This is a genomic window from Enterobacter sp. (assembly GCF_977039595.1).
The window spans coordinates 1-25,061 of the sequence record NZ_CDRQYH010000054.1; the positions used below are offsets into that span (position 1 = coordinate 1).

The 25,061-nt window shown below is 55.0% G+C and carries 29 protein-coding genes and 1 other annotated feature; of the genes, 16 read left to right on the top strand and 13 right to left on the bottom strand.

All coding sequences use genetic code 11. The features are described from left to right. Positions 1 to 320: 320 nt before the first annotated feature. The 4 genes from ACWYRJ_RS15375 to topA form a co-directional block, all read right to left on the bottom strand. The gene (locus ACWYRJ_RS15375) at positions 321 to 491 is read right to left on the bottom strand and encodes a hypothetical protein (protein WP_032656727.1); all 171 of its coding nucleotides are present in this window, start codon (positions 489 to 491) and stop codon (positions 321 to 323) included. A gap of 2 nt (positions 492 to 493) precedes the next feature. After that, positions 494 to 634 (bottom strand): YmiA family putative membrane protein, encoded by a 141-nt coding sequence (locus ACWYRJ_RS15380; protein WP_213327741.1) that lies wholly within the window; start codon positions 632 to 634, stop codon positions 494 to 496. A 337-nt stretch (positions 635 to 971) separates the two neighbouring features. After that, positions 972 to 1,946 carry an HTH-type transcriptional regulator CysB gene (cysB, locus tag ACWYRJ_RS15385; protein ID WP_008502814.1) on the bottom strand — a complete coding sequence of 325 codons (975 nt, stop codon included), beginning with the start codon at positions 1,944 to 1,946 and terminating at the stop codon, positions 972 to 974. 187 nt (positions 1,947 to 2,133) lie between these two features. Then, positions 2,134 to 4,731, bottom strand: a complete 2,598-nt coding sequence (gene topA, locus ACWYRJ_RS15390; protein ID WP_133294573.1) for a type I DNA topoisomerase — start codon at positions 4,729 to 4,731, stop codon at positions 2,134 to 2,136. Positions 4,732 to 5,130: 399 nt separating this feature from the next. Here topA and ACWYRJ_RS15395 point away from each other — a divergent pair, with 399 nt between their 5' ends. Then, positions 5,131 to 5,382: a YciN family protein gene (locus ACWYRJ_RS15395; RefSeq protein ID WP_003856804.1), complete on the top strand. Its 252-nt coding sequence runs from the start codon at positions 5,131 to 5,133 to the stop codon at positions 5,380 to 5,382. A 34-nt stretch (positions 5,383 to 5,416) separates the two neighbouring features. Here the strand turns inward: ACWYRJ_RS15395 and sohB are convergent, their stop codons facing one another. Next, complete coding sequence (gene sohB, locus ACWYRJ_RS15400; protein ID WP_133294574.1) at positions 5,417 to 6,463, bottom strand: protease SohB; 1,047 nt, start codon at positions 6,461 to 6,463, stop codon at positions 5,417 to 5,419. A 251-nt stretch (positions 6,464 to 6,714) separates the two neighbouring features. Between sohB and ACWYRJ_RS15405 the strand changes: the two genes are divergently transcribed. Next, the gene (locus ACWYRJ_RS15405) at positions 6,715 to 7,476 is read left to right on the top strand and encodes a YciK family oxidoreductase (RefSeq protein ID WP_127731299.1); all 762 of its coding nucleotides are present in this window, start codon (positions 6,715 to 6,717) and stop codon (positions 7,474 to 7,476) included. Next, positions 7,473 to 8,063 (top strand): cob(I)yrinic acid a,c-diamide adenosyltransferase, encoded by a 591-nt coding sequence (gene cobO / locus ACWYRJ_RS15410; protein WP_455508212.1) that lies wholly within the window; start codon positions 7,473 to 7,475, stop codon positions 8,061 to 8,063. The genes ACWYRJ_RS15405 and cobO overlap by 4 nt, the downstream gene beginning before the upstream one ends. Before the next feature lie 35 nt (positions 8,064 to 8,098). On the opposite strand, the gene rluB is transcribed toward cobO, so the two are convergent. From rluB to rnm, 3 genes are all read right to left on the bottom strand, one after another. Continuing rightward, positions 8,099 to 8,974, bottom strand: a complete 876-nt coding sequence (gene rluB / locus ACWYRJ_RS15415) for a 23S rRNA pseudouridine(2605) synthase RluB (protein ID WP_023312076.1) — start codon at positions 8,972 to 8,974, stop codon at positions 8,099 to 8,101. A gap of 96 nt (positions 8,975 to 9,070) precedes the next feature. Continuing rightward, on the bottom strand, positions 9,071 to 9,691 hold the full coding sequence (locus tag ACWYRJ_RS15420) for an L-threonylcarbamoyladenylate synthase (protein WP_003856793.1): 621 nt from the start codon (positions 9,689 to 9,691) through the stop codon (positions 9,071 to 9,073). After that, positions 9,688 to 10,569, bottom strand: a complete 882-nt coding sequence (gene rnm / locus ACWYRJ_RS15425; RefSeq protein ID WP_149367046.1) for an RNase RNM — start codon at positions 10,567 to 10,569, stop codon at positions 9,688 to 9,690. Before rnm ends, ACWYRJ_RS15420 begins: the two co-directional genes overlap by 4 nt. Before the next feature lie 139 nt (positions 10,570 to 10,708). Here rnm and trpL point away from each other — a divergent pair, with 139 nt between their 5' ends. The 8 genes from trpL (at position 10,709) to yedF (ending at position 19,003) form a co-directional block, all read left to right on the top strand. Next, a complete protein-coding gene (gene trpL, locus ACWYRJ_RS15430) occupies positions 10,709 to 10,753 on the top strand; it encodes a trp operon leader peptide (RefSeq protein WP_106993556.1) in 45 nt (14 codons plus the stop codon). Continuing rightward, positions 10,730 to 10,824: a sequence feature (Trp leader region), on the top strand. (Overlaps the previous gene by 24 nt.) Before the next feature lie 23 nt (positions 10,825 to 10,847). Further along, positions 10,848 to 12,410 (top strand): anthranilate synthase component 1, encoded by a 1,563-nt coding sequence (locus tag ACWYRJ_RS15435; RefSeq protein WP_136194979.1) that lies wholly within the window; start codon positions 10,848 to 10,850, stop codon positions 12,408 to 12,410. After that, on the top strand, positions 12,410 to 14,005 hold the full coding sequence (gene trpD, locus ACWYRJ_RS15440; protein ID WP_126328721.1) for a bifunctional anthranilate synthase glutamate amidotransferase component TrpG/anthranilate phosphoribosyltransferase TrpD: 1,596 nt from the start codon (positions 12,410 to 12,412) through the stop codon (positions 14,003 to 14,005). Before ACWYRJ_RS15435 ends, trpD begins: the two co-directional genes overlap by 1 nt. 3 nt (positions 14,006 to 14,008) lie before the next feature. After that, entirely contained in the window at positions 14,009 to 15,367 is a 1,359-nt protein-coding gene (gene trpCF, locus ACWYRJ_RS15445; protein ID WP_455508213.1) for a bifunctional indole-3-glycerol-phosphate synthase TrpC/phosphoribosylanthranilate isomerase TrpF, read from the top strand. Positions 15,368 to 15,377: 10 nt separating this feature from the next. Next, the gene (trpB, locus tag ACWYRJ_RS15450) at positions 15,378 to 16,571 is read left to right on the top strand and encodes a tryptophan synthase subunit beta (protein WP_024907111.1); all 1,194 of its coding nucleotides are present in this window, start codon (positions 15,378 to 15,380) and stop codon (positions 16,569 to 16,571) included. Further along, the gene (gene trpA, locus ACWYRJ_RS15455; RefSeq protein ID WP_149367049.1) at positions 16,571 to 17,380 is read left to right on the top strand and encodes a tryptophan synthase subunit alpha; all 810 of its coding nucleotides are present in this window, start codon (positions 16,571 to 16,573) and stop codon (positions 17,378 to 17,380) included. The genes trpB and trpA overlap by 1 nt, the downstream gene beginning before the upstream one ends. 181 nt (positions 17,381 to 17,561) lie before the next feature. Next, positions 17,562 to 18,773 carry a selenium metabolism membrane protein YedE/FdhT gene (yedE, locus tag ACWYRJ_RS15460; protein ID WP_455508214.1) on the top strand — a complete coding sequence of 404 codons (1,212 nt, stop codon included), beginning with the start codon at positions 17,562 to 17,564 and terminating at the stop codon, positions 18,771 to 18,773. Further along, positions 18,770 to 19,003, top strand: a complete 234-nt coding sequence (gene yedF / locus ACWYRJ_RS15465) for a sulfurtransferase-like selenium metabolism protein YedF (protein ID WP_003856774.1) — start codon at positions 18,770 to 18,772, stop codon at positions 19,001 to 19,003. Before yedE ends, yedF begins: the two co-directional genes overlap by 4 nt. Positions 19,004 to 19,159: 156 nt before the next feature. Here yedF and ACWYRJ_RS15470 read toward each other — a convergent pair whose 3' ends face one another. From ACWYRJ_RS15470 to ACWYRJ_RS15480, 3 genes are all read right to left on the bottom strand, one after another. Then, positions 19,160 to 19,369: a hypothetical protein gene (locus tag ACWYRJ_RS15470; protein WP_249576670.1), complete on the bottom strand. Its 210-nt coding sequence runs from the start codon at positions 19,367 to 19,369 to the stop codon at positions 19,160 to 19,162. 145 nt (positions 19,370 to 19,514) lie between these two features. Beyond that, positions 19,515 to 20,147 carry an outer membrane protein OmpW gene (ompW, locus tag ACWYRJ_RS15475; protein WP_023335963.1) on the bottom strand — a complete coding sequence of 211 codons (633 nt, stop codon included), beginning with the start codon at positions 20,145 to 20,147 and terminating at the stop codon, positions 19,515 to 19,517. A 114-nt stretch (positions 20,148 to 20,261) separates the two neighbouring features. Continuing rightward, complete coding sequence (locus ACWYRJ_RS15480; protein WP_455508218.1) at positions 20,262 to 20,537, bottom strand: hypothetical protein; 276 nt, start codon at positions 20,535 to 20,537, stop codon at positions 20,262 to 20,264. Between ACWYRJ_RS15480 and ACWYRJ_RS15485 the strand changes: the two genes are divergently transcribed. The 4 genes from ACWYRJ_RS15485 (at position 20,430) to yciA (ending at position 22,699) form a co-directional block, all read left to right on the top strand. Further along, positions 20,430 to 20,834, top strand: coding sequence for a YkgJ family cysteine cluster protein (locus ACWYRJ_RS15485; protein ID WP_021240310.1), 405 nt, complete (start codon positions 20,430 to 20,432; stop codon positions 20,832 to 20,834). The genes ACWYRJ_RS15480 and ACWYRJ_RS15485 overlap by 108 nt on opposite strands. Positions 20,835 to 20,859: 25 nt before the next feature. Then, positions 20,860 to 21,603 carry a YciC family protein gene (locus tag ACWYRJ_RS15490; protein ID WP_455508215.1) on the top strand — a complete coding sequence of 248 codons (744 nt, stop codon included), beginning with the start codon at positions 20,860 to 20,862 and terminating at the stop codon, positions 21,601 to 21,603. 56 nt (positions 21,604 to 21,659) lie between these two features. Continuing rightward, a complete protein-coding gene (locus tag ACWYRJ_RS15495; protein ID WP_025756566.1) occupies positions 21,660 to 22,199 on the top strand; it encodes a septation protein A in 540 nt (179 codons plus the stop codon). A gap of 104 nt (positions 22,200 to 22,303) precedes the next feature. Next, positions 22,304 to 22,699 (top strand): acyl-CoA thioester hydrolase YciA, encoded by a 396-nt coding sequence (yciA, locus tag ACWYRJ_RS15500; protein WP_008502796.1) that lies wholly within the window; start codon positions 22,304 to 22,306, stop codon positions 22,697 to 22,699. A 38-nt stretch (positions 22,700 to 22,737) separates the two neighbouring features. On the opposite strand, the gene tonB is transcribed toward yciA, so the two are convergent. After that, on the bottom strand, positions 22,738 to 23,460 hold the full coding sequence (gene tonB, locus ACWYRJ_RS15505; RefSeq protein ID WP_455508217.1) for a TonB system transport protein TonB: 723 nt from the start codon (positions 23,458 to 23,460) through the stop codon (positions 22,738 to 22,740). 220 nt (positions 23,461 to 23,680) lie between these two features. On the opposite strand from tonB, the gene ACWYRJ_RS15510 reads away from it, so the two are divergent. Continuing rightward, positions 23,681 to 23,977: a YciI family protein gene (locus tag ACWYRJ_RS15510; RefSeq protein WP_023327637.1), complete on the top strand. Its 297-nt coding sequence runs from the start codon at positions 23,681 to 23,683 to the stop codon at positions 23,975 to 23,977. Positions 23,978 to 24,018: 41 nt separating this feature from the next. On the opposite strand, the gene ACWYRJ_RS15515 is transcribed toward ACWYRJ_RS15510, so the two are convergent. Then, positions 24,019 to 24,921 carry a bifunctional helix-turn-helix transcriptional regulator/GNAT family N-acetyltransferase gene (locus tag ACWYRJ_RS15515; protein ID WP_455508216.1) on the bottom strand — a complete coding sequence of 301 codons (903 nt, stop codon included), beginning with the start codon at positions 24,919 to 24,921 and terminating at the stop codon, positions 24,019 to 24,021. Between the last annotated feature and the right edge of the window lie 140 nt (positions 24,922 to 25,061).

The following is a 25,061-nucleotide window of genomic DNA, read 5'->3' on the forward strand; positions in this document are numbered from 1 at the left end:
TTTATTGTAGGTGGGCCAGTTGGTGATTTTGAACTTTTGCTTTGCCACGGAACGGTCTGCGTTGTCGGGAAGATACGTGATCTGATCCTTCAACTCAGCAAAAGTTCGATTTATTCAACAAAGCCCGACACGGTAAAAACGCCGATCCATGACCAGTATTTGTGAGACGTCATGTTATTCATCATAGGGACACCAGGCATTATTTATAAAAAGTTCCGAGGTTTGTCCTCAGTGCTATATTGCTGATGTGTATTTATTAAAGAGTACAAAAGTGCAGAGTCGATATTCAGACTATTTGCATCATTACGCAATAAACTAAATTATTGTTTTTTGGGTTCGTCTTCTGCGAACACATCAATAAACGCCTGCTGCTGCGGCGTCAGTTTCCAGGACGCGGGTACAACAGTCGCAGGTGCTTTACGCCCTCTGTGGCCGTTGTCACGATGCTGACACATCTGTTTTACCGTTTCTGTACGTACCGTCACTGCCATATTCAACCCCAATATTTCCAGGCCAGGAGAGCAACCACCACCCAAAACAGGGTAGAGACGAGAAAGACCGCCAGCCAGGCTTTACGCTTGAGCGCAGGATCCCTTTGCGGTTCTTCACTTCCTGAAGGCATTGCTAACCTCATACAATCGACATCGCTTATCATTTAGGACCAAACAATTGGTACAATTAATCATCTGTTGAGATAAATCCTAAAGAAACTTTAGCCGAAAAGCCAGTGAATTTACGCACCGGAAGGTATGAAATATTCATTCTTTTGACCAGAAATTAATAATTGAAAAGAAAATTTGCGAAGGCGTTAATTAGTTTCTACTTTTGTCGTCAATTCACGACATTATAACCCTACTGATTAAATGGATAATGACATTATATGACAGGGGATACGCAGATGATGATAATTCTAATTTAGCTTTGAGGCGTTATTTCGGTATCTTTCCCTTAGGGAAAGATACCGGGTGTGATTATTTTTCGGGGAGTTTGATATCTTTAAACATCTCTTCAATATCTTCATTTGAGCGTAATGCAACGGCGGTATCAACAACGTCACGCGTTAAATGAGGGGCAAAGCGCTGAATAAAATCATACATATAGCTGCGCAGGAAGGTGCTGCGACGGAAGCCAATCTTAGTGGTGCTATGACTGAAAACATCGTGCGCATCAAGACGCACCAGATCAGGGTCTGACACCGGGTCCACCGCCATGCTGGCAATAACACCCACCCCCAGACCAAGCCGCACATAGGTCTTAATCACGTCGGCATCCGTCGCGGTAAAGACAATGCGTGGCGTTAACCCTGCCCGATTAAAGGCCGTATCAAGCTCGGAGCGTCCGGTAAAGCCAAACGTATACGTCACCAGAGGATATTGGGCCAGCTCTTCGATAGTGACGGACCCTTTACCTGCCAGGGGGTGATCGGGGGTCACCACGATAGAACGGTTCCAGTGGTAGCACGGGAGCATCACCAGATCGTCATAGAGGTGAAGCGCTTCGGTGGCGATGGCGAAGTCTGCATTCCCCTTGGAAACGGCTTCAGCGATTTGCGTTGGCGACCCCTGGTGCATATGCAAAGAAACGCGAGGATAACGCTCTATAAAGCCTTTGATGACACCAGGTAACGCATAGCGCGCCTGAGTATGCGTCGTGGCAATATACAGCGAGCCTTTATCCGGCCAGGTATGCTCCCCGGCCACAGACTTGATCGCATCGACTTTAGAGAGGACTTCCCGCGCAATGCGGATGATTTCCTGCCCCGCAGGCGTCACTTGGGTAAGATGCTTACCGCTGCGGGCGAAGATCTGAATGCCTAACTCATCCTCCAGCATACGAACTTGTTTGCTGATGCCCGGTTGCGAGGTATATAACCCCTCGGCGGTAGAAGAGACGTTAAGGTTATGATTCACCACCTCAACGATATAACGAAGCTGCTGTAATTTCATGCCAGACCATCCGATTTAGCGCATGCGGTCAATCGCTTAAGACGATTTAATAATAAGAAACAGGTTAACTATAACCACTATATCATTTATAGCCTGACTGTATAGTACGGAACAAAAAATAATAACAAGGCAATAAAAAAGGGCCGGAAATCCGGCCCTTTTACAGGTAAGTTACGGTAAGGGAAGATTATTTCTTGCCTTCAACCCATTTGCCATCGACAAAGAAGGCTGACCATCCGGTCGCTTTACCCTCTTTCTCTGCCGCAACATACTGCTGCTTTGTTTTACGGCTAAAGCGCACCACGGTTTTGTTGCCTTCCGGATCCTGCTGTGGCGCATCGGCCAGATAACGCAGTTTCTCAGGCAGACGATCGCGGAAGCGATGCAGCTCTTCCACCAGCGGCGCGCGCGTTTCACGCGATTTCGGGAAGGTGTTGGCGGCGAGGAAGACACCCGCAGCGCCGTCACGCAGCACGAAGTACGCGTCGGATTTCTCGCACGGCAGCTCTGGCAGCGGAACCGGATCTTCCTTCGGCGGAGCCACTTCGCCGTTACGCAGAATTTTGCGCGTGTTTTTACACTCGTCGTTAGTACACGCCATGTACTTACCGAAACGCCCCATTTTCAGGTGCATTTCAGAACCGCACTTCTCGCATTCCACAATCGGGCCGTCATAGCCCTTAATGCGGAACTCGCCCTCTTCGATCTCGTATCCGTCACACGTTGGGTTATTACCGCAAACGTGCAGCTTGCGTTTGGGATCGATCAGGTAGCTGTCCATTGCCGTGCCGCATTTCTTGCAGCGGCGTTTGGCACGCAGAGCATTCGTTTCCGCATCGTCACCTTCCAGCACGTTGAGAACTTCGTTCTCAGGCACCAGGTTGATGGTGGTTTTGCAGCGCTCTTTTGGCGACAGCGCGTAGCCGGAGCAGCCAAGGAAGACGCCCGTGGTTGCGGTGCGGATCCCCATCTTGCGGCCGCAGGTTGGACAGTCGATGCTGGTCAGAACCATCTGGTTAGGCAGCATGCCGCCCTCTTCAGGATCTTTCTCCGCTTTTTCAAGCTGGTCGGTAAAGTCGCTGAAGAAGCTGTCGAGTACCTTTTTCCATTCCGCCTGATGGCTGGCAACCTGGTCGAGGCTGTCTTCCATTTGCGCGGTGAAATCGTAGTTCATCAACTCGCGGAAGTTTGCTTCCAGACGGTCGGTGACGATCTCGCCCATTTTTTCCGCATAGAAACGGCGGTTTTCAACGCGCACGTAGCCACGGTCCTGAATCGTCGAGATGATGGACGCGTAGGTCGACGGTCGACCAATACCGCGTTTTTCCAGCTCTTTCACCAGGGACGCTTCACTGAAGCGCGCAGGCGGCTTGGTGAAGTGCTGGGCAGGCACGAGGTCAACCAGCGAGAGTTCATCCCCTTTGTTCACTGCCGGCAGCGTTCGGTCTTCATCGCCTTTACGCAGCGCAGGCATCACTTTCGTCCAGCCGTCAAAACGCAGGATACGACCGCGAGCTTTAAGACGGAACTCACCCGCGCCAACGGTCAGCGTGGTGGAGTCGTACTGCGCTGGCGTCATCTGGCACGCCACGAACTGGCGCCAGATCAGCTGATACAGCTTCTGCGCGTCGGCTTCCATATCCTTCAGCGATTCAGCCAGGACAGAGACATCAGAAGGACGAATCGCTTCGTGCGCTTCCTGAGAGTTCTCTTTGCTGGCAAACTGGTTAGCGCTTTCCGGCAGGTATTTCTTACCGAAGTTGTCGCTGATGTAGCCGCGCACCATGTTGACCGCGTCCTGGCTCAGGTTGGTTGAGTCGGTACGCATGTAGGTGATATAGCCCGCTTCATACAGACGCTGGGCCATCATCATGGTCTTCTTCACGCCATAACCCAGACGCGTACTTGCAGCCTGTTGCAGGGTGGAGGTGATAAAAGGCGCACCAGGCTTACTGCTGGTCGGTTTGTCTTCGCGTTCCAGCACCTGATAGCGTGCCTTTTCAAGCAGCGCCACGGCGGCCATGGTCTGGTCGCGGTTTTCTGGACGGAAAGGCTTATCGTTCTGATGGCTGACCTGCAGCGGCAGAGCGTCACCGCCCGGCGTGGTCACATTGGCGTCAACTTCCCAGAACTCTTCCGGGACGAAGGCTTTAATCTCGCGCTCACGCTCAACGACCAGACGCACTGCGACGGATTGCACACGCCCTGCGGACAGGCCACGGGCAATCTTCTTCCACAGCAGTGGAGAAACCATGTAGCCCACAACGCGGTCCATAAAGCGACGTGCCTGCTGGGCGTTTACACGGTCGATATTCAGTTCGCCCGGCTTCTCAAACGCCTGACGAATCGCATTCTTCGTAATTTCGTTAAACACTACACGGCTGTAGCGTTTGTCATCACCACCAATCACTTCCCGCAGGTGCCACGCAATGGCTTCCCCTTCGCGGTCAAGGTCGGTTGCGAGATAGATGTGGTCTGCTTTTTCAGCAAGCTGCTTCAGCTCGTTAACGACTTTTTCTTTCCCTGGAAGCACTTCATATTGTGCATCCCAGTTATGCCATGGGTTAACACCCATGCGGTTGACAAGCGCGCTACGTTCATCCTTTTTAGGCTTTTTAGCCCCTTTAGTGGAGGTAGAGTCTGCGCTCTTTTTGCTGGCTGAGCCACTGGTCGGCAAATCGCGGATATGACCAACGCTGGACTTAACCACGTAGTCATTACCCAGATACTTATTGATCGTTTTGGCTTTTGCCGGGGACTCAACGATGACGAGAGCTTTACCCATATTCACCTTTACCTAATTTAATTCTTCCAGGAATACGCCGCACGTTGATTTCCCTTCCGCTGACGACGAGCCAATGATATTGCGACTGCGTCAGGAGATATCAACCCCTTTGTCTTACCGGGCGTTAAAGAAAAGACGCCCAGGTGATTGAGTTCTCGGGTATTTTTCTCACATCTCGTGTAATTCGTGACGAATTCCCGGTTGAATGTCAAGCAATTCTGTTGCCAGAATGACGAAAGCGCACACTCTACCTGATAAAATTCGTTACGCAACTTTATTAGCATGCAAAAGCAAATCCCGCCAGCCAGGCCCCTGCAGCTTATCCCCTCACATTACAGGGAAAATTTGCCCCCAAAGCACCCCCGGCGTAGACTATTGTCACTGTTTAAGGAGTGGATTATGCAGAATACGACCCAACCTATTGACCGAGCCTCTCTGCTTATCGAAGCAAACAAGCTTATCCGTGACCATGAAGATACGCTGGCGGGTATTGAAGCCACCGGCGTAGAACAGCGTAATGGGGTGCTGGTTTTCAGCGGCGAATACTTCCTTGACGAACAGGGGTTGCCGACCCCGAAAAGCACCGCCGTGTTTAACATGTTTAAATATCTGGCGCATACGCTTTCAGAGAAATATCACCTGGTCGATTAATGCAAAACGCGAGGCATCTGCCTCGCGTTTTTGTTTACAACAGGGGTTTTTGTCCGCGCTGTAGCCAGCGCAGCAGCAGGCGGTCAGCACTTTCTGCCGCACTGTTGGTAAAGCGGTCAAGGAGTCGCTTGCGCTGGGTAAAGCGTACCCCCACCAGTTCCCGGCCTTCCATCAGGTTGAGCAGAAGATCGTCGCTGGTTCCGACTTCATCCACCAGCCCTTTCTCCTGCGCCTGAACGCCATACCAGTGCTCGCCCGTCGCAACCTGCTCAATGTCCAGCGTCGGGCGCATACGGTGCACAAAATCTTTAAAGAGATGATGCGTTTCGTTGAGATCCTCACGGAATTTTTGGCGCCCTTCCTCCGTGTTTTCCCCCAGCAGCGTCAGGGTGCGTTTGTACTGACCCGCGGTGTGAAGTTCAATATCAATCTCTTTATTTTTCAGGAAGCGGTTAAAGTTCGGGATCTGCGCAACCACGCCGATCGAGCCGATAATGGAGAACGGCGCGGCAACAATTTTGTCCGCCACGCAGGCCATCATGTAGCCACCGCTCGCTGCCACTTTATCCACGGCCACGGTCAGCGGGATCTGTTTTTCACGCAGGCGCTGCAGCTGTGAGGCGGCCAGTCCGTAACCGTGAACCACCCCGCCCGGGCTTTCAAGACGCACGACAACTTGATCCTGCGGTGTCGCCACGGCCAGAACGGCGGTCACCTCCTCCCGCAGAGAAGAAACCTCATGCGCATCCATACTGCCTTTAAAATCGAGCACATAGACCCGTGGCGTGGCCTTATCCTGCGGCGCATTGAGTTTTGCTTTTGCTTTTGCCGCTTTAGCTTCCTGTTTATGCTTTTTCTTCTGCGCTTTCAGCCAGAGTTTCTGTTGATGACTATCAAGCAGCGCCAGAGACATATCATCCTGCATCTCTTTATACTGCTCGCTCAGGCGGGTGATGCGTAACTCCCCACGCTGACGCTTGCGCTGCGTCAGGTTGACAATCAGAACGGCAACTACCGCAATGGCAACCACCACCGTCGCGATTTTGGCCAAAAACAACCCATATTGAGAAAGTAATTCCACGCGTTCCACCTTGATTTAACCACGAATCTTTCACGGCAGTGTACAACAGCCCTGCCCATGCGTCTCGCTCGTGACATTACCTCTGCGAGCCGCCTTCAGGAATCCCCGAACTGGAGTTTAAATATTTGCAAATTGTTAATTTTACAGTAATGCGTCCTGTAGACTGATTGAATTATCAGGCGAATTCGGGCATAAAGCCGAAAAGTCATCATAAAGGCGCCATTGCGTTACCGGTCGCCTGAGGAGTCACCGTGCATTATCAACCGCAAAAAAATCTGCTGCAAAACCGGATCATTCTTGTTACCGGTGCGAGCGACGGGATTGGCCGCGAGGCGGCCCTGACATACGCCGAATATGGCGCGAACGTCATTCTGATTGGGCGCAACGAAGAAAAACTGAAAAGCGTCGCTCAGGAGATTGAGTCAGTATCTGGCACGCCAGCCCCGTGGTATACCCTCGATTTACTGACCTGCACGCCCGCAGTGTGCCAGGAATTAGCCCAGCGCATTAGCGCTCACTATCCGAGACTCGACGGCGTGCTGCATAACGCCGGTTTGTTAGGCGAAGTGCGTCCAATGGATGAACAGGACCCTGATATCTGGCAGCAGGTGATGCAGGTCAACGTTAACGGCACGTTTTTCCTCACACAGGCATTGCTTCCTTTATTACTCAAATCCGAGTCAGGGTCTCTGGTCTTTACCTCTTCCAGCGTTGGTCGTGAAGGACGCGCAAACTGGGGTGCCTATGCTGTATCAAAATTCGCGACCGAAGGCATGATGCAGGTACTGGCGGAGGAGTATCAAAGCCGCCATCTGCGCGTAAACTGCATTAACCCGGGCGGTACGCGCACCAAAATGCGCGCCAGCGCGTTCCCGAGCGAAGATCCGCAGAAGCTGAAAACCCCGGCAGACATTATGCCGCTCTATCTCTGGCTGATGGGCGACGACAGCCGCCGCAAAACCGGGATGACCTTCGACGCCCAGCCGGGCCGTAAACCAGGAATTTCGCAATGAGTGAAGAACGCCATCAGCAGCGCCAGCAGCGTCTGAAAGAACAGGTCGATGCGCGCGTCGCGACAGCACAGGACGAGCGCGGGATCGTCATCGTCTTTACCGGCAACGGCAAAGGCAAAACCACCGCCGCGTTTGGCACCGCTACCCGCGCGGTCGGCCACGGGCAGAAGGTCGGCGTTATCCAGTTTATTAAAGGTGAGTGGCCTAATGGCGAGCGTAATCTGCTTGAGCCCCACGGCGTTGAGTTCCAGGTGATGGCGACCGGATTTACGTGGGACACCCAGAACCGCGAAACCGATACCGCAGCCTGTCTGGCCGTCTGGGAGCACGCTAAAAGAATGCTGGCCGATCCTTCACTCAATATGGTTCTGCTGGATGAGATCACGTATATGGTCGCCTACGACTATTTGCCGCTGGAAGACGTGCTTAATGCCCTGAAAGACCGTCCCGCCCATCAGACGGTTATCATCACGGGCCGCGGGTGCCATCGGGATATTCTGGAGCTGGCAGATACCGTCAGCGAGCTGCGTCCGGTTAAACATGCGTTTGATGCGGGAGTCAAAGCGCAAATAGGGATTGATTACTAAAGAAAAAAGCCCGGTGAATTCACCGGGCTTTTACATTAACCGTTGTTATTACGGCTGCCGGAGCGGCGGCTGCTGCTCACCTGGCTGTGGCGCTTCACCGCGCGACGGATCTGATTCGCCTTCATGCGACGACGGTCTTTTTCCACCGCCACTTTAGAGGTGGTTTCCGGCGTCAGGCCAACCAGCTCGCGAAGGTAGTTGGTTTGGGTCAGATCCAGTTCGGTATAACCACCGCGCGGCAGCCCTTTCGGCAGCAGGATGTCGCCGTAGCGGACGCGGATCAGGCGGCTAACCTGTACGCCCACCGCTTCCCAGAGACGACGCACCTCGCGGTTGCGGCCTTCGGTCAGGGTCACGTTGTACCACTGGTTGATACCTTCTCCACCGGTGAACTTGATGGTTTTGAACGCCGCAGGACCGTCTTCCAGCTGAACGCCACGCGACAGGTCGCGCAGTTTATTCTCGTCAACCTGGCCAAACACGCGCACCGCGTATTCACGTTCCACTTCACGGCTTGGGTGCATCAGACGGTTCGCCAGTTCACCATCGGTGGTAAACAGCAGCAGGCCGCAGGTGTTTACGTCCAGACGACCAACGGCAATCCAGCGAGCGCCGCGCAGTTTAGGCAGACGGTCAAACACCGTCGGGCGACCTTCCGGGTCGTTGCGGGTGCACAGCTCGCCTTCCGGCTTGTAGTAAGCCAGCACGCGGCAGATTTGTTCGGCAGACTCTTTCACGGAGATAAGATGACCGTCGATACGGATCTTCAGCCCCGGTACGATTTCTACGCGGTCACCCAGCGTGGCGATTTTACCGTCCACACTCACGCGGCCCGCTTCAATAATGGCTTCGATTTCACGGCGTGAACCGTGGCCGGCACGCGCCAGCACTTTCTGTAACTTCTCGCTCATTGAGCTTCCTCAGGTGTCGCCTTCACAGGCGTCGAATCAGGTCAAAAGAGGGCTGAGCCCTGCTTTGATGGCCGCGTAGTATATCTGCTTATACCATTACAAGAAAGGCTTTACGTCACCCACGCCTTCTCGAATCACTTCCGGCGCATCTTCGGTTAAGTCGACCACGGTAGTGGGCTGCTGGCCGAGATAGCCGCCGTGAATAATTAGCTCGACCACCTTTTCCAGACGATCTTTGATCTCTTCCGGATCGGACTCGGTAAACTCGCTGCCGGGCAGCATCAGCGAGGTAGAAAGCATCGGTTCGCCGAGGGTTTCCAGCAGCGCCTGCGCTATCGGGTTCGACGGCACGCGCATACCGATAGTCTTGCGCTTTTCCTGCAGCAGGCGGCGCGGCACCTCTTTCGTCCCTTTCAGGATGAAGGTGTAGTTACCCGGCGTATTGTTCTTAATCAGGCGAAACGCCACGTTATCCACATAAGCATAGGTGGACAGCTCAGAGAGATCGCGGCACATCAGGGTAAAGTTATGCCCGTCCGGCAGCTGGCGAATACGGCAAATACGCTCCATTGCCCCTTTGTCTTCAATTTTGCAGCCCAGCGCGTAGCCTGAATCGGTCGGGTAGACAATCACGCCGCCTTTGCGGACGATCTCCACCGCCTGGTTAATCAGACGTGGCTGCGGGTTATCCGGATGGATATAGAAAAACTGACTCATACTTCCCTCTCTTCAATTTGCTGCGGCTGTTCCCAGAGCTGCCAGACCGGCTCAACGCCAGCGGGCAGCCAGAGCTTGCGCCCCAGTTCGATCCACGCGCAGGGCTGATGGAAATCAGACCCCTGTGACCCAAACAGGCCGAACTGGCGGGCATAGGTCGCGAGCTGGGCGCGCTCGTTGGGCGCCTGCTGACACTGGGCGACTTCCATCGCCTCGCCACCGCATTCGGCAAAGTGCGCCAGCAGCCTTTTCAGCCATTTAGCAGAAAGATTATACCGGCCCGGATGGGCCAGCACGGCCTTACCGCCAGAATGATGAATCACATCAATAGCTTGTTTTATTGTACACCACTGTGGCGGAACGTATCCGGTTTTCCCGCGCGCCAGATATTTTTTAAAGACGTCCGCCATCGTCGCGGCTTTACCCGCCTCTACCAGAAAACGGGCGAAATGACCGCGCGTGACCGCCCCGCCGTTCGCCAGCTTTTGGGCACCTTCCAGCGCGCCCGGAATATGCGCCTTTTCCAGACGCTCGCCGATCATCTCTGCGCGCTGGTTGCGTCGCGTTTTTTGTTCTTGCAAAAAGGCAGTAAGTGCCGGATGGTCTATATCGATGTTCAGGCCAACGATATGAATCTCATGGTTTTCCCAGACGGTCGAAATTTCGACACCGGACACCAGATTAAGCGCCAGCCCGCTGCGGGCGATCTCGGCGCGCGCCGCCGGTATTGCATCCGTCGTATCGTGATCGGTTATCGCCAGCGTACCAACGCGCATTTCAACGGCACGATGAACCAGGGCTTCGGGTGTCAGCAGGCCATCAGAGGCCTGAGTATGGCTGTGTAAATCATAAATAATAGCGTAGGTGGTATCGCTCAAAGCACTTCCCATAACAGGTTGGAGACATCCGAAACCATCATGATACCGACTTATATCGAAATTCTGAAATCAAGGGTTGACAACACGCCATCGAACTAGTTAACTAGTACGCAAGTTCACACGAGAAAGGTATCTGAAAATGACAGCACATTTCACTCTGCACGGTTGGTGGCGTACTTCCTGATCTTCGGGCAGTGTCACGCGTCTGCGAAATGCAAACAGATACCCAGCCCGCTTCCAAGCGGGCTTTTTTTTGAACAGAAAATGAGAACAATATAATGCAAACAGCCAAACCTCATCTCGAACTGCTGACCTGCGAGGCGGCCTACCGCCACAACCCGACCGCGCTGTTTCATCAGGTATGCGGTGCACGTCCGGCGACGCTGCTGCTGGAATCTGCGGACATCGACAGCAAGGACGATCTCAAGAGCCTGCTGCTGGTCGACAGCGCGTTGCGCATTACCGCTCTAGGTGACACCGTCACAATTAAGGCTTTATCAGACAATGGCGCCTCGCTGCTGCCGCTGCTGGATGCCGCCCTGCCTTCAGGCATTGAAAACGAACGTCATCCAGAAATGCGCATTCTGCATTTCCCGCCGGTTAGCCAACTGCTGGATGAAGACGCGCGCCTCTGCTCCCTGTCCGTCTTTGATGCCTTCCGCCTGCTGCAGAACCTGGTCACCGTTCCGCACGATGAGCGTGAAGCGATGTTCTTTGGTGGGCTGTTTGCCTACGATCTGGTCGCTGGCTTTGAAGATTTACCGGAAACCGAGCAGGGCAATCGCTGCCCGGACTATTGTTTCTATCTGGCCGAAACCCTGCTGGTGATCGACCATCAGAAACAATACACCCGCATTCAGGCCAGCCTGTTCACGCCTTCGACCGCTGAGAAAAACCGTCTTGAGCATCGCATCGCGCAGCTTCAGCAGCAGATGACGGAAGCGCCGCCTGCGCTTCCGGTGCAGCGAGTGGAAAAAATGACCTGCGATGTGAACCAGACCGACGATCAGTACGGCGCCGTGGTTCGCCAGATGCAAAAAGCGATTCGCGCCGGGGAAATTTTCCAGGTTGTACCGTCCCGTCGCTTCTCGCTGCCCTGCCCGTCTCCGCTGGCAGCCTACGACGTGCTGAAAAAGAGCAACCCGAGCCCGTACATGTTCTTTATGCAGGACAACGAATTCACGCTTTTCGGCGCCTCGCCGGAAAGCTCGCTGAAGTACGACGCCACCAGCCGCCAGATTGAAATTTACCCGATCGCCGGAACCCGTCCGCGCGGACGACGCGCCGATGGCTCGCTGGATCGCGATCTCGACAGCCGCATCGAGCTGGAAATGCGCACCGACCACAAAGAGCTCTCCGAGCATCTTATGCTGGTTGACCTGGCGCGTAACGACCTGGCACGCATTTGCACCCCGGGCAGCCGCTACGTGGCGGATCTGACCAAAGTTGACCGTTATTCGTTCGTGATGCACCTGGTCTCTCGCGTGGTCGGTGAGCTGCGCCACGACCTCGACGTGCTGCACGCCTACCGTGCCTGCATGAATATGGGCACCCTGAGCGGCGCGCCGAAAGTGCGCGCCATGCAGCTGATTGCCGCCGCCGAAGGGCGTCGTCGCGGCAGCTACGGCGGCGCGGTGGGTTACTTCACCGCCCACGGCGATCTTGATACCTGCATAGTAATTCGTTCCGCCTATGTCGAAGACGGCATTGCCACCGTCCAGGCGGGAGCCGGGATTGTTCTTGATTCCGTTCCGCAGTCTGAAGCTGACGAAACGCGCAGTAAAGCCCGAGCGGTCCTTCGCGCCATTGCTACCGCACACCATGCACAGGAGATTTTCTGATGGCTGACATTCTGCTGCTCGATAATATCGACTCCTTTACCTATAACCTGGCAGATCAGCTGCGTGCGAATGGACATAACGTCGTTATCTATCGCAACCACGTGCCGGCCCAGACCCTGATTGACCGTCTGGCAACCATGCAAAACCCGGTGCTGATGCTCTCTCCTGGGCCTGGCGCACCGAGCGAAGCGGGCTGTATGCCGGAGCTGCTGACCCGTATGCGCGGCAAGCTGCCGATTATCGGCATCTGCCTCGGCCATCAGGCGATTGTGGAAGCCTACGGCGGCTACGTTGGCCAGGCGGGAGAGATCCTGCACGGTAAAGCGTCCAGCATTGAACATGACGGCCAGGCAATGTTTGCCGGGCTGCCGAATCCGCTCCCGGTCGCGCGCTACCACTCGCTGGTCGGCAGCAACATTCCCGCCGGGCTGACCATCAACGCCTCGTTTGAAGGGATGGTGATGGCGGTGCGTCACGACGCGGATCGCGTCTGCGGGATGCAGTTCCATCCGGAATCCATCCTGACCTCTCACGGTGCCCGCCTGCTGGAGCAGACGCTCGACTGGGCGTTGCAGAAGCTGGAGCAGACCAACACCCTGCAGCCGATTCTGGAAAAACTCTATCAGGCGCAGACCCTGAGCCAGCAGGAGAGCCACCAGCTCTTCTCCGCCGTGGTTCGCGGCGAGCTGAAGCCTGAGCAGCTGGCGGCCGCGCTGGTGAGCATGAAGGTCCGCGGCGAAAGCCCGCAGGAGATCGCCGGTGCCGCCACGGCTCTGCTGGAAAATGCCGCCCCGTTCCCGCGCCCGGACTATCAGTTTGCCGATATCGTCGGCACCGGGGGAGACGGCAGTAACAGCATCAATATCTCCACCGCCAGCGCCTTCGTAGCGGCAGCGTGTGGTTTAAAGGTCGCAAAACACGGTAACCGCAGCGTGTCCAGCCGGTCAGGTTCTTCCGATCTGCTCGCCGCATTCGGCATTAATCTCGATATGAACGCCGAACGTTCCCGTGAAGCGCTGGATGACCTGGGCGTCTGCTTCCTGTTTGCGCCGAAGTATCACACCGGTTTCCGCCATGCGATGCCGGTTCGTCAGCAGCTTAAAACCCGCACGCTGTTTAACGTGCTCGGCCCGCTGATCAACCCGGCGCACCCGCCGCTGGCGCTGATCGGTGTCTACAGCCCGGAGCTGGTCCTGCCGATTGCCGAGACGCTGCGCGTGCTGGGTTACCAGCGTGCCGCCGTAGTGCACAGCGGCGGAATGGACGAAGTGTCACTGCATGCGCCGACGCTGGTGGCCGAACTGCGCGACGGTGAAATCCTGAGCTACCAGCTCGAAGCCGCTGACTTTGGTTTAACTCCGTATCACCAGGAAGCGCTGGCAGGCGGTACCCCGGAAGAAAACCGTGACATTCTGACGCGCTTATTACAAGGTAAGGGAGAGGTCGCCCATGAGGCCGCCGTTGCCGCCAACGTTGCCATGCTGATGCGTTTGCACGGTGAGGAAGACCTGAAGGCCAACGTTCAAAAAGTTCTGGATGTACTGCGCTCCGGTGCAGCTTACGATCGCGTTACCGCACTTGCGGCAAGAGGGTAAAGAATGCAGACCGTTTTAGCGAAAATCGTTGCCGATAAGGCCATCTGGGTGGAAGCCCGCAAGCAACAGCAGCCGCTTGCCAGTTTTCAGAACGACGTCGTCCCGAGCAGCCGTCGTTTCTATGACGCCCTGCAGGGTGCGCGCACCGCGTTTATTCTTGAGTGCAAAAAAGCGTCCCCTTCCAAAGGCGTTATCCGTGACGATTTCGACCCGGCGCGCATTGCCGGTATTTATAAGCATCATGCCTCAGCCATCTCCGTGCTGACGGATGAGAAATATTTTCAGGGCAGCTTCGATTTTCTGCCGATCGTCAGCGGCATCGCGCCGCAGCCGATCCTGTGCAAAGACTTTATTATCGACCCTTATCAGATTTGGCTGGCGCGCTTTTACCAGGCCGACGCCTGCCTGCTCATGCTCTCGGTGCTTGACGACGAGCAGTACCGCCAGCTCTCTGCCGTCGCGCACAGCCTGAAAATGGGCGTGCTGACCGAAGTGAGCAACGAAGAGGAGCTGGAGCGCGCGATTGCGCTGGAAGCCAAAGTGGTCGGCATTAACAACCGCGATCTGCGCGATCTGTCAATCGACCTGAACCGCACGCGCCAGCTGGCGCCGCGTCTGGGCGCTGGCGTCACGGTGATCAGCGAATCCGGCATTAACAGCTACGCCCAGGTGCGCGAGCTGAGCCACTTCGCCAACGGTTTCCTGATTGGCTCCGCCATGATGGAACATGACGATCTCAATGCGGCAGTGCGTCGCGTGCTGCTGGGTGAAAACAAAGTCTGCGGCTTAACCCGCGAACAGGACGCCCAGGCCGCGTATGAAGCCGGAGCGATTTATGGCGGGCTGATTTTTGTGGATTCCTCTCCTCGCGCGGTTAGCGAAGAGCAGGCGCGTAAGATCATCGCCGCGGCACCGCTCAGCTATGTTGGCGTGTTCCGCAATGCGGATATCGCCGAGGTGGTTGAAAAAGCCGACGCGTTATCCCTGAGCGCGGTGCAGCTGCACGGCGATGAAGATCAGGCCTATGTCGATGCCCTGCGCGACACGCTGGCGCCGCAGGTACAGATCTGGAAAGCGCAAAGCGTTGGCGATACGTTGCCCCCGCGTAACCTGAACCACGTGGATAAATACGTTCTCGATAACGGCCAGGGCGGAAGCGGCCAGCGTTTTGACTGGTCTCTGCTGAACGGCGAAAAGCTGGACAACGTTCTGCTGGCGGGCGGATTAAGCCCGGACAACTGCGTAGAAGCCGCGAAAACCGGCTGCGCAGGCCTCGATTTCAATTCAGGCGTAGAGTCAGAACCGGGTATCAAAGATGCCAGCAAGCTGGCCTCGGTTTTTAAAACTCTGCGTGCATATTAAGGAAGAGAAGATGACGACATTACTTAACCCGTATTTTGGTGAGTTCGGCGGGATGTACGTCCCGCAAATCCTGATGCCCGCGCTGCGCCAGCTGGAAGAAGCGTTTGTCAGCGCGCAAAAGGATCCGGCGTTTCAGGCTGAATTTACCGACCTGCTGAAAAACTATGCCGGCCGCCCAACGGCCCTGACCAAATGCCGCAACCTGACGGAAGGCACGAAAACCACGCTGTATCTTAAGCGTGAAGACCTGCTGCACGGCGGCGCACATAAAACTAACCAGGTGCTGGGCCAGGCGCTGCTTGCGAAGCGTATGGGCAAAACCGAAATCATCGCCGAAACCGGCGCGGGCCAGCACGGCGTGGCCTCGGCGCTCGCCAGCGCCCTGCTCGGCCTGAAATGCCGCATCTATATGGGGGCGAAAGACGTTGAGCGTCAGTCTCCGAACGTCTTCCGTATGCGCCTGATGGGTGCGGAAGTGATCCCGGTGCATAGCGGTTCCGCGACGCTGAAAGATGCCTGTAACGAAGCGCTGCGCGACTGGTCCGGCAGCTATGAAACCGCGCACTATATGCTCGGAACCGCGGCGGGCCCGCACCCGTTCCCGACCATCGTGCGCGAATTTCAGCGCATGATCGGGGAAGAGACCAAAGCGCAGATCCTTGAAAAAGAGGGTCGCCTGCCGGATGCGGTGATCGCCTGCGTCGGCGGCGGGTCAAACGCCATCGGCATGTTCGCAGACTTTATCGACGACACCAGCGTGGGTCTGATTGGCGTCGAGCCTGCCGGTCACGGCATTGAATCGGGTGAACACGGCGCGCCGCTGAAGCATGGCCGCGTGGGGATCTACTTCGGCATGAAATCCCCGATGATGCAGACCGATGAAGGCCAGATTGAAGAGTCTTACTCTATCTCCGCCGGCCTCGACTTCCCGTCCGTCGGGCCGCAGCACGCCTATCTTAACAGTACGGGTCGCGCGGACTATGTCTCCATTACCGATGACGAAGCGCTGGAAGCGTTTAAAACGCTGTGTCGCAGCGAAGGGATCATCCCGGCGCTGGAGTCTTCCCACGCCCTGGCGCACGCGCTGAAAATGATGAAAGACAATCCGGAAAAAGAGCAGCTGCTGGTGGTGAACCTTTCCGGCCGCGGTGACAAAGATATCTTCACCGTTCACGATATTCTGAAAGCACGAGGGGAAATCTGATGGAACGCTACGATAACGTATTTGCAGAACTGAAATCCCGCCAGGAAGGCGCGTTCGTTCCCTTCGTCACCCTGGGAGACCCGGGCCCGGAACAGTCGCTAAAGATTATCGACACCCTGATTGAGGCCGGTGCCGACGCGCTGGAGCTGGGGATCCCGTTCTCTGACCCGCTGGCAGATGGCCCAACCATTCAGAATGCGACTCTGCGCGCGTTTGCCTCTGGTGTGACGCCAACCCAGTGCTTTGAGATGCTGGCGGCAATTCGCCAGAAGCATCCGACCATTCCGATTGGCCTGCTGATGTACGCCAACCTGGTGTTCAACCGCGGTATTGATGAGTTTTACGCCGAGTGCGCACGCGTAGGCGTCGACTCCGTTCTGGTGGCAGACGTGCCGGTCGAGGAGTCCGCGCCGTTCCGCCAGGCTGCGATGCGTCACAACGTCGCCCCGATTTTCATCTGCCCGCCGAACGCGGATGACTCACTGCTGCGCCAGATAGCCTCTTACGGGCGCGGTTACACCTACCTGCTCTCCCGCGCAGGCGTGACCGGTGCCGAGAATAAAGCCGCCCTGCCGCTGCATCATCTGGTGGAGAAGCTGGCCGAGTACCATGCCGCGCCGCCGCTGCAGGGGTTCGGGATCTCTTCTCCGGATCAGGTCACCGCGGCGATTGACGCGAAGGCTGCGGGTGCCATCTCTGGCTCTGCAATTGTGAAGATCATCGAGAAGAACGTGGATAAACCCGAGCAGATGCTGGCCGAGCTGAAAGCGTTTGTGACTGCCATGAAGGCGGCGACGCGTAAAGCCTGACACCTCCACCGTCTGGCACCCCTGCCAGACGGTTACCCTTTCTTCCCCGCCTTCAACAAAGTATTACGTCAAAATTGATCCTTTCGATATTTTCGGTGTGAATGGCTTTTCAAACTGTTATGTAAGCGTATGATCTGGACTCTTTTTTATCTTTAATCCTTCTGAGTTCAGAGGCTTATTCATGTCATGGCAATCCTTCAAACAGGCTTACCTGGTTAAGTTCTGGTCACCCGTTCCGGCCGTTATCGCGGCTGGCATTCTCTCAACTTGTTATTTTGGCATTACCGGTACGTTCTGGGCAGTGACCGGCGAGTTCACCCGCTGGGGTGGTCAGCTGCTGCAGCTCGCAGGCGTGCATGCCGAAGAGTGGGGTTACTTTAAACTCATTCATCTGGACGGCACCCCGCTTACCCGCATCGACGGGATGATGATCATCGGCATGTTCGGCGGCTGTTTCGCGGCGGCGCTGTGGGCAAACAACGTTAAGTTGCGTATGCCCAAAAGCCGGATCCGCATTCTTCAGGCAGTTGTCGGCGGTATCATTGCCGGGTTTGGCGCCCGTCTGGCGATGGGCTGTAACCTGGCCGCTTTCTTTACGGGGATTCCTCAGTTTTCGCTTCACGCCTGGTTCTTTGCCGTCGCCACGGCCATCGGCTCTTACTTTGGGGCAAAATTTACCCTGCTGCCGCTGTTCCGCATTCCGGTGAAAATGACAAAAGTCAGCGCAGCGTCTCCGTTAACCCAGAAGCCCTCTCAGGCACGCCGCCGTTTCCGTCTCGGAATGCTGGTCTTTTTCGCTATGGTGGCATGGGCGCTGTGTACAGCTCTGAACCAGCTCAAACTCGGTCTGGCGATGCTGTTCGGCGTGGGTTTTGGTCTGCTCATTGAACGTGCGCAGATCTGCTTCACCTCCGCGTTTCGCGATATGTGGATCACCGGCCGCACGATGATGGCGAAGGCGATTATCGCCGGGATGGCGGTCAGCGCCATCGGCATCTTCAGCTATGTTCAACTGGGCGTCGAACCGAAAATCATGTGGGCCGGTCCTAACGCGGTCATTGGCGGCCTGCTGTTCGGCTTCGGGATCATGCTGGCCGGCGGGTGTGAAACCGGCTGGATGTACCGTGCCGTCGAAGGTCAGGTGCACTACTGGTGGGTGGGTATTGGAAATGTGATTGGCTCGACGGTCCTGGCGTACTTCTGGGACGATTTGTCCCCGGCGCTTGCCACAAGTTGGGACAAGGTCAACCTGCTGAGCACCTTCGGCCCTCTCGGCGGCCTGCTGGTCACCTACGCCCTGCTGTTGGTTGCTTTTTTACTGGTCGTCGCACAGGAGAAACGTTTCTTCCGCCGTGCGAGCGTTAAAACAGAAACGCAGGAGAATGCAGCATGAAAGAAATCGTGCCTGATTATCGTCTGGATATGGTTGGCGAGCCCTGTCCATATCCGGCGGTGGCTACGCTTGAAGCGCTACCGCAGCTAAAGAAAGGGGAAATTCTGGAGGTGGTGAGCGACTGCCCGCAGTCCATCAACAACATACCGCTGGATGCGAAAAACCACGGTTATACGGTGCTGGATATCCAGCAGGATGGCCCGACCATTCGCTATCTAATTCAAAAATGATCGCTAAGGGCCTCACCAGGGGCCTTTATCGTATTGAATTATAAGACATCTTGATCCACGGCAAAAACGCGATTTTTGACTTAAGTAAAATCTCATTTCCCTTTTGAAGGAGGTTTTCGCGATTTGATGTATTTACGAGCTTTACTGGTTTTCGCCTTATTGATTCCCTTCCATGCGCTGTCCCTGAATTTCTCTTCCACCTTCCTGCGCCTTGATTGTCCGCAAAGAGGACTTGTCGAGATTATTCTGCACGTTTATGACCATACCCAGGAACGATGGCGCGGCCATTTTGAAACCGGCGCGGGACATAAACGTGCGGGTGATACCGAAATTATCCCGTTTGCCAACGGCGATATTCTCTTCCATTCCCTGTCCAGCGACGCTTTCAGCTATTTATATGATGGGGAAACGATCCTGAGGCACTGCGTAAAGCTTGATGAGCGGCCGGTTTATCCGTCGTTTTGAAGTGAGCAAAGCAAACTGGCCACCCTGTGGCCAGTTTGAAGGGGGATTAGAAACGATAACCCGCGGAGAACATAAACACCCACGGATCCAGTCGCGTGTTGATACTTTGCTGCTGACCGCCCGCCTTGAAGCGTACGTCCGTATCAATATCCATATACCAGACGGAGGCGTTAATTAACCAGTCGCGGTTAATCAGGTAATCCAGACCGACCTGCCCCGCCATGCCCCACGAATCTTTCAGGCTGAGATCCGTCAGACCCGCCTCTTTACCGGTATCGTTGAATTTCTCATCAAAGAAGGTGGTGTAGTTCACACCGGCGCCAATATAAGGACGCACCTTGCTGCTTGAGTCACCGAAGTACCACTGCGCCATCAGCGTTGGCGGTAAATGGTGAACCGTGGCGATATCACCGGTTGGCCCGAGGCCCACGCGATGACGGAACGGTGTTGCAGCCAGAAGCTCAACGCCCACGTTATCCGTCGCCATATAGGTGAAAGTTAAACCTAACTGGGTGTTATTACTGACGTTAAAACCGCCCATACCCAGCACGTTATCCGATCCTTCAGTTGGGCGAACCGTAGCCGAACCGGCACGAATAAAGAATTCGCCTGCTTCATGCGCGTACGCGCCGCCAGAGAGACTGCTTAATACAAGGGCTGCCACCGCTAATTTTTTCATATCCGCTCCATCGTTGTGGTTTTAATCGCGGATGAGAATATACTCACAAAAGGGTAATAAGTGATCTGCCACAGATCACATTAAAACCAGTAACTTAACATTCATTGATCTGGGTTAATTTTTTGTGGCGCGTTCAAAAGCGATAAGTTGTTTACATGTCAATTTTTGGCATTTCACGGTTACAAAATTTTCCCTTTTCCCCCCCTTGCTCTTCCTCTGGCGGCTGGATAATTTATCGCTCTCCCAAATTGATTTGATGCGTTCTTCTTTTGCAGGTGTGCCATGAGTGATATTAACCCGTGCATGACGTGCGGAGCCTGTTGTGCGTATTTTCGAGTCTCTTTCTACTGGGCCGAAGCCAGCGATGGCGGCGGTACCGTTCCGGTTCATCTTACTGAGCCATTAACCCCCTTTTTGCGCTGCATGAGCGGCACGAACCAAAAGCAGGCTCGCTGTGTGGCGCTACAGGGTGAGCCCGGGGTCTCTACCCGGTGTTCCATCTATGAGGATCGGCCCAGCCCGTGTCGGGAATTTGCCATGTCGGGGGAAGATGGCCAGGTCAACGAAGCCTGCAATCGCGCACGCGCACGCGTGGGATTACCGCCGCTTTACAAAGATATGCTTTTCCATACAAGCCTTGATGCTGCCACAGCAGGTGCATCCGGTGTACAATTGCCGGCTAATTAACACCTGCAATACTCAAGGAGAGTGCATGTCTATCACGGCGAAGTCTGTCTACCGTGACACGGGAAACTTTTTCCGCAATCAGTTCATAACCTTTTTACTGATCGCGTTGCTTTGCGCCTTTATCACGGTGGTGCTGGGTCATGCGTTTTCACCGAGTGAAGAACAGATTGCCAGCCTGAGCCAGGGCGACCATCTTGCGGGTAGCGTGGGGTTGTTTGAGCTGGTGCAAAACATGACGCCGGAACAGCAGCAAATCCTGCTGCGCGCCTCTGCCGCGTCCACCTTCTCGGGCCTGATTGGTAATGCAGTTCTGGCGGGCGGCGTTTTGCTGATGATTCAGCTTGTATCGGCGGGTCACCGGGTCAGCGCCTTACGGGCGATTGGTGCCAGCGCGCCGGTCTTACCTAAGCTGTTTATCCTGATCTTTTTGACTACCCTGCTGGTGCAGATGGGGATAATGCTGGTCGTGGTGCCGGGCGTACTGCTGGCTATCGTGCTCTCATTTGCGCCTGTGATGGTCGTGCAGGATAAGATGGGTATTTTTACCGCGATGCGCAGCAGCATCCGACTGGCATGGGCTAATATGCGTCTGGTGGCGCACGCCGTGATCGGCTGGCTGCTCGCCAAAACGCTCCTGCTGTTGTTTGCACCGAATTTTGCGGTATTAACGCCAAATGTTGGCGCGGTAGTGGCGAATACGCTTAGCAACCTGATTTCAGCGGTACTGCTGGTCTATCTGTTCCGCCTGTATATGTTAATTCGTCAGTAATCCAGAGGCGGGAGGCATCGCAGCCTCCCGCCCCGCTCAGAAGATGGAATCACAGAATGAAGCAGTTTCTTGATTTTTTACCGCTCGTGGTCTTTTTTGCTTTTTATAAGCTGTACGATATTTATGCCGCGACCACTGCGCTGATCGTTGCAACGGCAGTTGTTCTGATCTACAGCTGGGTTCGCTATCGTAAAGTCGAAAAAATGGCGCTGGTCACCTTCGTCCTGGTCGCCGTATTCGGCGGACTGACTCTGTTCTTCCATAACGATGAATTTATCAAGTGGAAAGTGACCGTGATTTACGCCCTGTTTGCGGGCGCTTTATTAATCAGCCAGTGGGTGATGAAAAAACCGCTCATCCAACGCATGCTGGGCAAAGAGCTGACGCTGCCTCAGGAAGTCTGGTCCCGTCTGAATATCGCGTGGGCGGTCTTCTTTATTCTCTGCGGTCTCGCTAACATCTATATTGCTTTCTGGCTGCCGCAGAATATCTGGGTCAACTTTAAGGTCTTCGGCCTGACCGCACTGACCCTTATCTTCACGCTGTTAAGCGGCGTATACATTTATCGCCACATGCCGCAGGACGACAAGCACTGATTAATGACTGACCAGAACGTCAGCGACAGGCGTTCTGGTCTATTCTCTCCGCTGTAAAATCATAGTAGCATCCCGCCTGAAGTCTTCCGTTACGAGTTAAAACAATGACAACAACTAACGCCCCACAGGGCGAACTGGTTTTACGCACACTGGCAATGCCCGCTGACACCAATGCCAATGGCGATATTTTTGGCGGCTGGCTGATGTCGCAGATGGATATGGGCGGCGCAATTCTGGCAAAAGAGATCGCCCACGGGCGCGTGGTGACTGTGCGAGTGGACGGCATGACCTTCCTGCGCCCGGTTGCGGTAGGTGATGTGGTTTGCTGCTATGCGCGCTGCGTCAAACGCGGCAATACCTCTATTTCAATTAACATCGAAGTGTGGGTTAAGAAAGTCTCTTCTGAGCCGATTGGGCAGCGTTATAAGGCCACTGAGGCCCTGTTTATTTATGTCGCCGTGGACAGCGAGGGTAAACCTCGTCAACTTCCGCAGGCCTGATCGACGAGTAAAAAAAAGCCTCCTTTCGGAGGCTTTTTTTATTCCATCTGCGCCCCGCCGTTCAGGCGGAAAACGATATTCACAATCAATCCGCTGCCCGGCTTGCCTGGCTCATAACGCCATCTGCGCATTGCAGATTTCACTTCGCGCTCAAACATATTAGAAGGCTGAGCGGACAAGATTTCCACGTTATCCACTCGGCCATCCGCAGTCACGTCAAATTTCACCCTTACGCGGCCTTCAATACGCAAAGCCTGAGCTCGCGCCGGATACTGAGGCTGGTTGCGACTCAGCGCGCGAGGACCCGCAGGGGCACTGATTGTCGGCTTAGGCACGGTTGCGGTGTTATTCATCACCGGACGCGAAGGCGCCGCATTCTCCACCGGCTGGGTCGTACGCGGTTCAACCGGACGTTCCTCACGTTTCGGACGCTCCTCGACCTTCTTCAACGGCTTTGGCTTCGGCTTAGGTTTTGGCTTCGGTTCAGGCTTGTGGATCACCACCGGCGCTTCCTTCGGTGGCTCCGGAACGGGCTCGGGTTCTGGCTCAGGTTCAGCCACCGGCTGTGGTGGTGGAGGGGCAACCTGCGGCGGTTCGAGATCCGCTGGCGAGACCATCGTTACCGAAATCGGCTGCGCAGGCGCGGGCATTTCAATAACCTGATGAACCGAGGTATACAGCAAACCCGCCACAACGGCACCGTGAATCACGACAGAAAGCAGCGTCGGCCAGGGAAAGCGGCGAGGTAAATCAAGGGTCATCGAAGTCATATTCATCAACGTTAAAAAACCGAACCATGATTTTAAATGCAAATAGCAATCATATTCAATAAGACACTTTGTTCTGGGGCAACTTTAGCGCCTGAGAGGCCAAAAAAGGCGCAGTCAGATCAGGGTATTAACATTGTTTTTATTTTACATTGCAGTCGTTTGCCCTTTCACATAACGTAACTGACACTTTTACCGGTTAAGGAGCTTCGCCGTGTTTTACGTAATTTACTCTGAAGATGTTGCTGATTCGCTCGAAAAACGCCAGTCTGTGCGCCCTGCGCATCTGGCACGTTTGCAGCTGCTCCAGGATGAAGGCCGATTACTGACCGCTGGCCCCATGCCCGCAGTCGACAGCAACGATCCGGGTGCTGCCGGTTTTGCCGGCTCCACGGTTATTGCTGAATTTGAATCCCAGGAAGCCGCTCAGGCCTGGGCTGACGCAGACCCGTACGTTGCAGCGGGTGTGTATGCAAAAGTGACGGTGAGACCGTATAAAAAAGTGTTCTGATACCGAAGCGGCTCCGAAAGGAGCCTTTTTTATGGTGGCGATTACGCGTCACTGTACCGGGTAAACTGCTGTTCTGTAATCAGGCTCCCCCACTGCTCGCCTTCCCACTCCTTTACCAGCGTAAACCCAAACGACTCGTACAGACGCCGGGCGGCGGTCAGCTTATTGAATGTCCAGAGGTGCACAGCAGAAAAACCGGCCCTGTCGCAGAACCGCATCGCTTCATTCAGCAGTTTTTTACCCACGCCGTGTCCCCGACAGCCATCATCAAGAATAAACCAGCGAAGATGGGCTTCACCCGGAGCCAAATCCTCGCCATCGATCGCCACCGAGCCGACAATTTTGTCGTTGAGTACTGCCAGCCAAATCTGGTTACAGGGCTTCTCCAGTCTTTCACTAAACTCGGCCAGCCCTGAAGCCACTTTGGCCTCGAAGAAGCGACCAAAGTTATGCTCCCGCGAATAATAGCTGCCATGCATCTCCGCAATACGGCCAATCATGCCGGGGATGTACCCCTGCACTATCTTCAACTCGTCGGGCTGCATATCGTTACCCCCCTCACGGCATGCCAGCAGCGCGTTGGCATAAAGGGAGAGCCCTTCAGAAATGGTCTGCTGCTGGGCAGGGGCAAGACGCTTTATTGCTGTGACCACCCGCTCATTGCTGAAGGCATTAATTTTGCTGACCGTCTCGTGACCTTTCGCGGTCAGCCTGAGGCTCTTTGCTCTCGCATCCTCAGGAGAAATGACCTCCTCGAGTTCGCCCGCGGCAATCAGGCGAGCCAGCATCCGGCTGACGCTGGACTTTTCCAGGCCCAGCAGTTGCACCAGCTGACTCGCCGTCATCTCCTTACGCAGAGCAATTTCGACCAGAGTATGGACGGCTGAAGGCGAGTAATTCGTTGAGGCCAGGGTAGACCCCATAAAACCTAACTCTCGCACCATAAGGCGCGAGGAACGTCGAATAACAGGCTTTGTTGAATAAATCAGATTTCGGGTAAGTCTCCCCCGTAGCGGGTTGTGTTTTCAGGCAATACGCACGCTTTCAGGCATACCTGCTTTCGTCATTTTGTTCAGCGCTCGTA

Excerpts from the sequence above, each read along its gene's own strand:
- ACWYRJ_RS15375 (WP_032656727.1), bottom strand. The coding sequence starts at position 491 with ATGGCAGTGACGGTACGTACAGAAACGGTAAAACAGATGTGTCAGCAT.
- ACWYRJ_RS15380 (WP_213327741.1), bottom strand. The coding sequence starts at position 634 with ATGAGGTTAGCAATGCCTTCAGGAAGTGAAGAACCGCAAAGGGATCCT.
- cysB (WP_008502814.1), bottom strand. The coding sequence starts at position 1,946 with ATGAAATTACAGCAGCTTCGTTATATCGTTGAGGTGGTGAATCATAAC.
- topA (WP_133294573.1), bottom strand. The coding sequence starts at position 4,731 with ATGGGTAAAGCTCTCGTCATCGTTGAGTCCCCGGCAAAAGCCAAAACG.
- ACWYRJ_RS15395 (WP_003856804.1), top strand. The coding sequence starts at position 5,131 with ATGCAGAATACGACCCAACCTATTGACCGAGCCTCTCTGCTTATCGAA.
- cobO (WP_455508212.1), top strand. The coding sequence starts at position 7,473 with ATGAGTGAAGAACGCCATCAGCAGCGCCAGCAGCGTCTGAAAGAACAG.
- rluB (WP_023312076.1), bottom strand. The coding sequence starts at position 8,974 with ATGAGCGAGAAGTTACAGAAAGTGCTGGCGCGTGCCGGCCACGGTTCA.
- ACWYRJ_RS15420 (WP_003856793.1), bottom strand. The coding sequence starts at position 9,691 with ATGAGTCAGTTTTTCTATATCCATCCGGATAACCCGCAGCCACGTCTG.
- ACWYRJ_RS15435 (WP_136194979.1), top strand. The coding sequence starts at position 10,848 with ATGCAAACAGCCAAACCTCATCTCGAACTGCTGACCTGCGAGGCGGCC.
- trpD (WP_126328721.1), top strand. The coding sequence starts at position 12,410 with ATGGCTGACATTCTGCTGCTCGATAATATCGACTCCTTTACCTATAAC.
- trpCF (WP_455508213.1), top strand. The coding sequence starts at position 14,009 with ATGCAGACCGTTTTAGCGAAAATCGTTGCCGATAAGGCCATCTGGGTG.
- trpB (WP_024907111.1), top strand. The coding sequence starts at position 15,378 with ATGACGACATTACTTAACCCGTATTTTGGTGAGTTCGGCGGGATGTAC.
- trpA (WP_149367049.1), top strand. The coding sequence starts at position 16,571 with ATGGAACGCTACGATAACGTATTTGCAGAACTGAAATCCCGCCAGGAA.
- yedE (WP_455508214.1), top strand. The coding sequence starts at position 17,562 with ATGTCATGGCAATCCTTCAAACAGGCTTACCTGGTTAAGTTCTGGTCA.
- yedF (WP_003856774.1), top strand. The coding sequence starts at position 18,770 with ATGAAAGAAATCGTGCCTGATTATCGTCTGGATATGGTTGGCGAGCCC.
- ACWYRJ_RS15470 (WP_249576670.1), bottom strand. The coding sequence starts at position 19,369 with ATGGAAGAGAATATCGCCGTTGGCAAACGGGATAATTTCGGTATCACC.
- ompW (WP_023335963.1), bottom strand. The coding sequence starts at position 20,147 with ATGAAAAAATTAGCGGTGGCAGCCCTTGTATTAAGCAGTCTCTCTGGC.
- ACWYRJ_RS15485 (WP_021240310.1), top strand. The coding sequence starts at position 20,430 with ATGAGTGATATTAACCCGTGCATGACGTGCGGAGCCTGTTGTGCGTAT.
- ACWYRJ_RS15480 (WP_455508218.1), bottom strand. The coding sequence starts at position 20,537 with ATGAACCGGAACGGTACCGCCGCCATCGCTGGCTTCGGCCCAGTAGAA.
- ACWYRJ_RS15490 (WP_455508215.1), top strand. The coding sequence starts at position 20,860 with ATGTCTATCACGGCGAAGTCTGTCTACCGTGACACGGGAAACTTTTTC.
- ACWYRJ_RS15495 (WP_025756566.1), top strand. The coding sequence starts at position 21,660 with ATGAAGCAGTTTCTTGATTTTTTACCGCTCGTGGTCTTTTTTGCTTTT.
- yciA (WP_008502796.1), top strand. The coding sequence starts at position 22,304 with ATGACAACAACTAACGCCCCACAGGGCGAACTGGTTTTACGCACACTG.
- tonB (WP_455508217.1), bottom strand. The coding sequence starts at position 23,460 with ATGACCCTTGATTTACCTCGCCGCTTTCCCTGGCCGACGCTGCTTTCT.
- ACWYRJ_RS15515 (WP_455508216.1), bottom strand. The coding sequence starts at position 24,921 with ATGGTGCGAGAGTTAGGTTTTATGGGGTCTACCCTGGCCTCAACGAAT.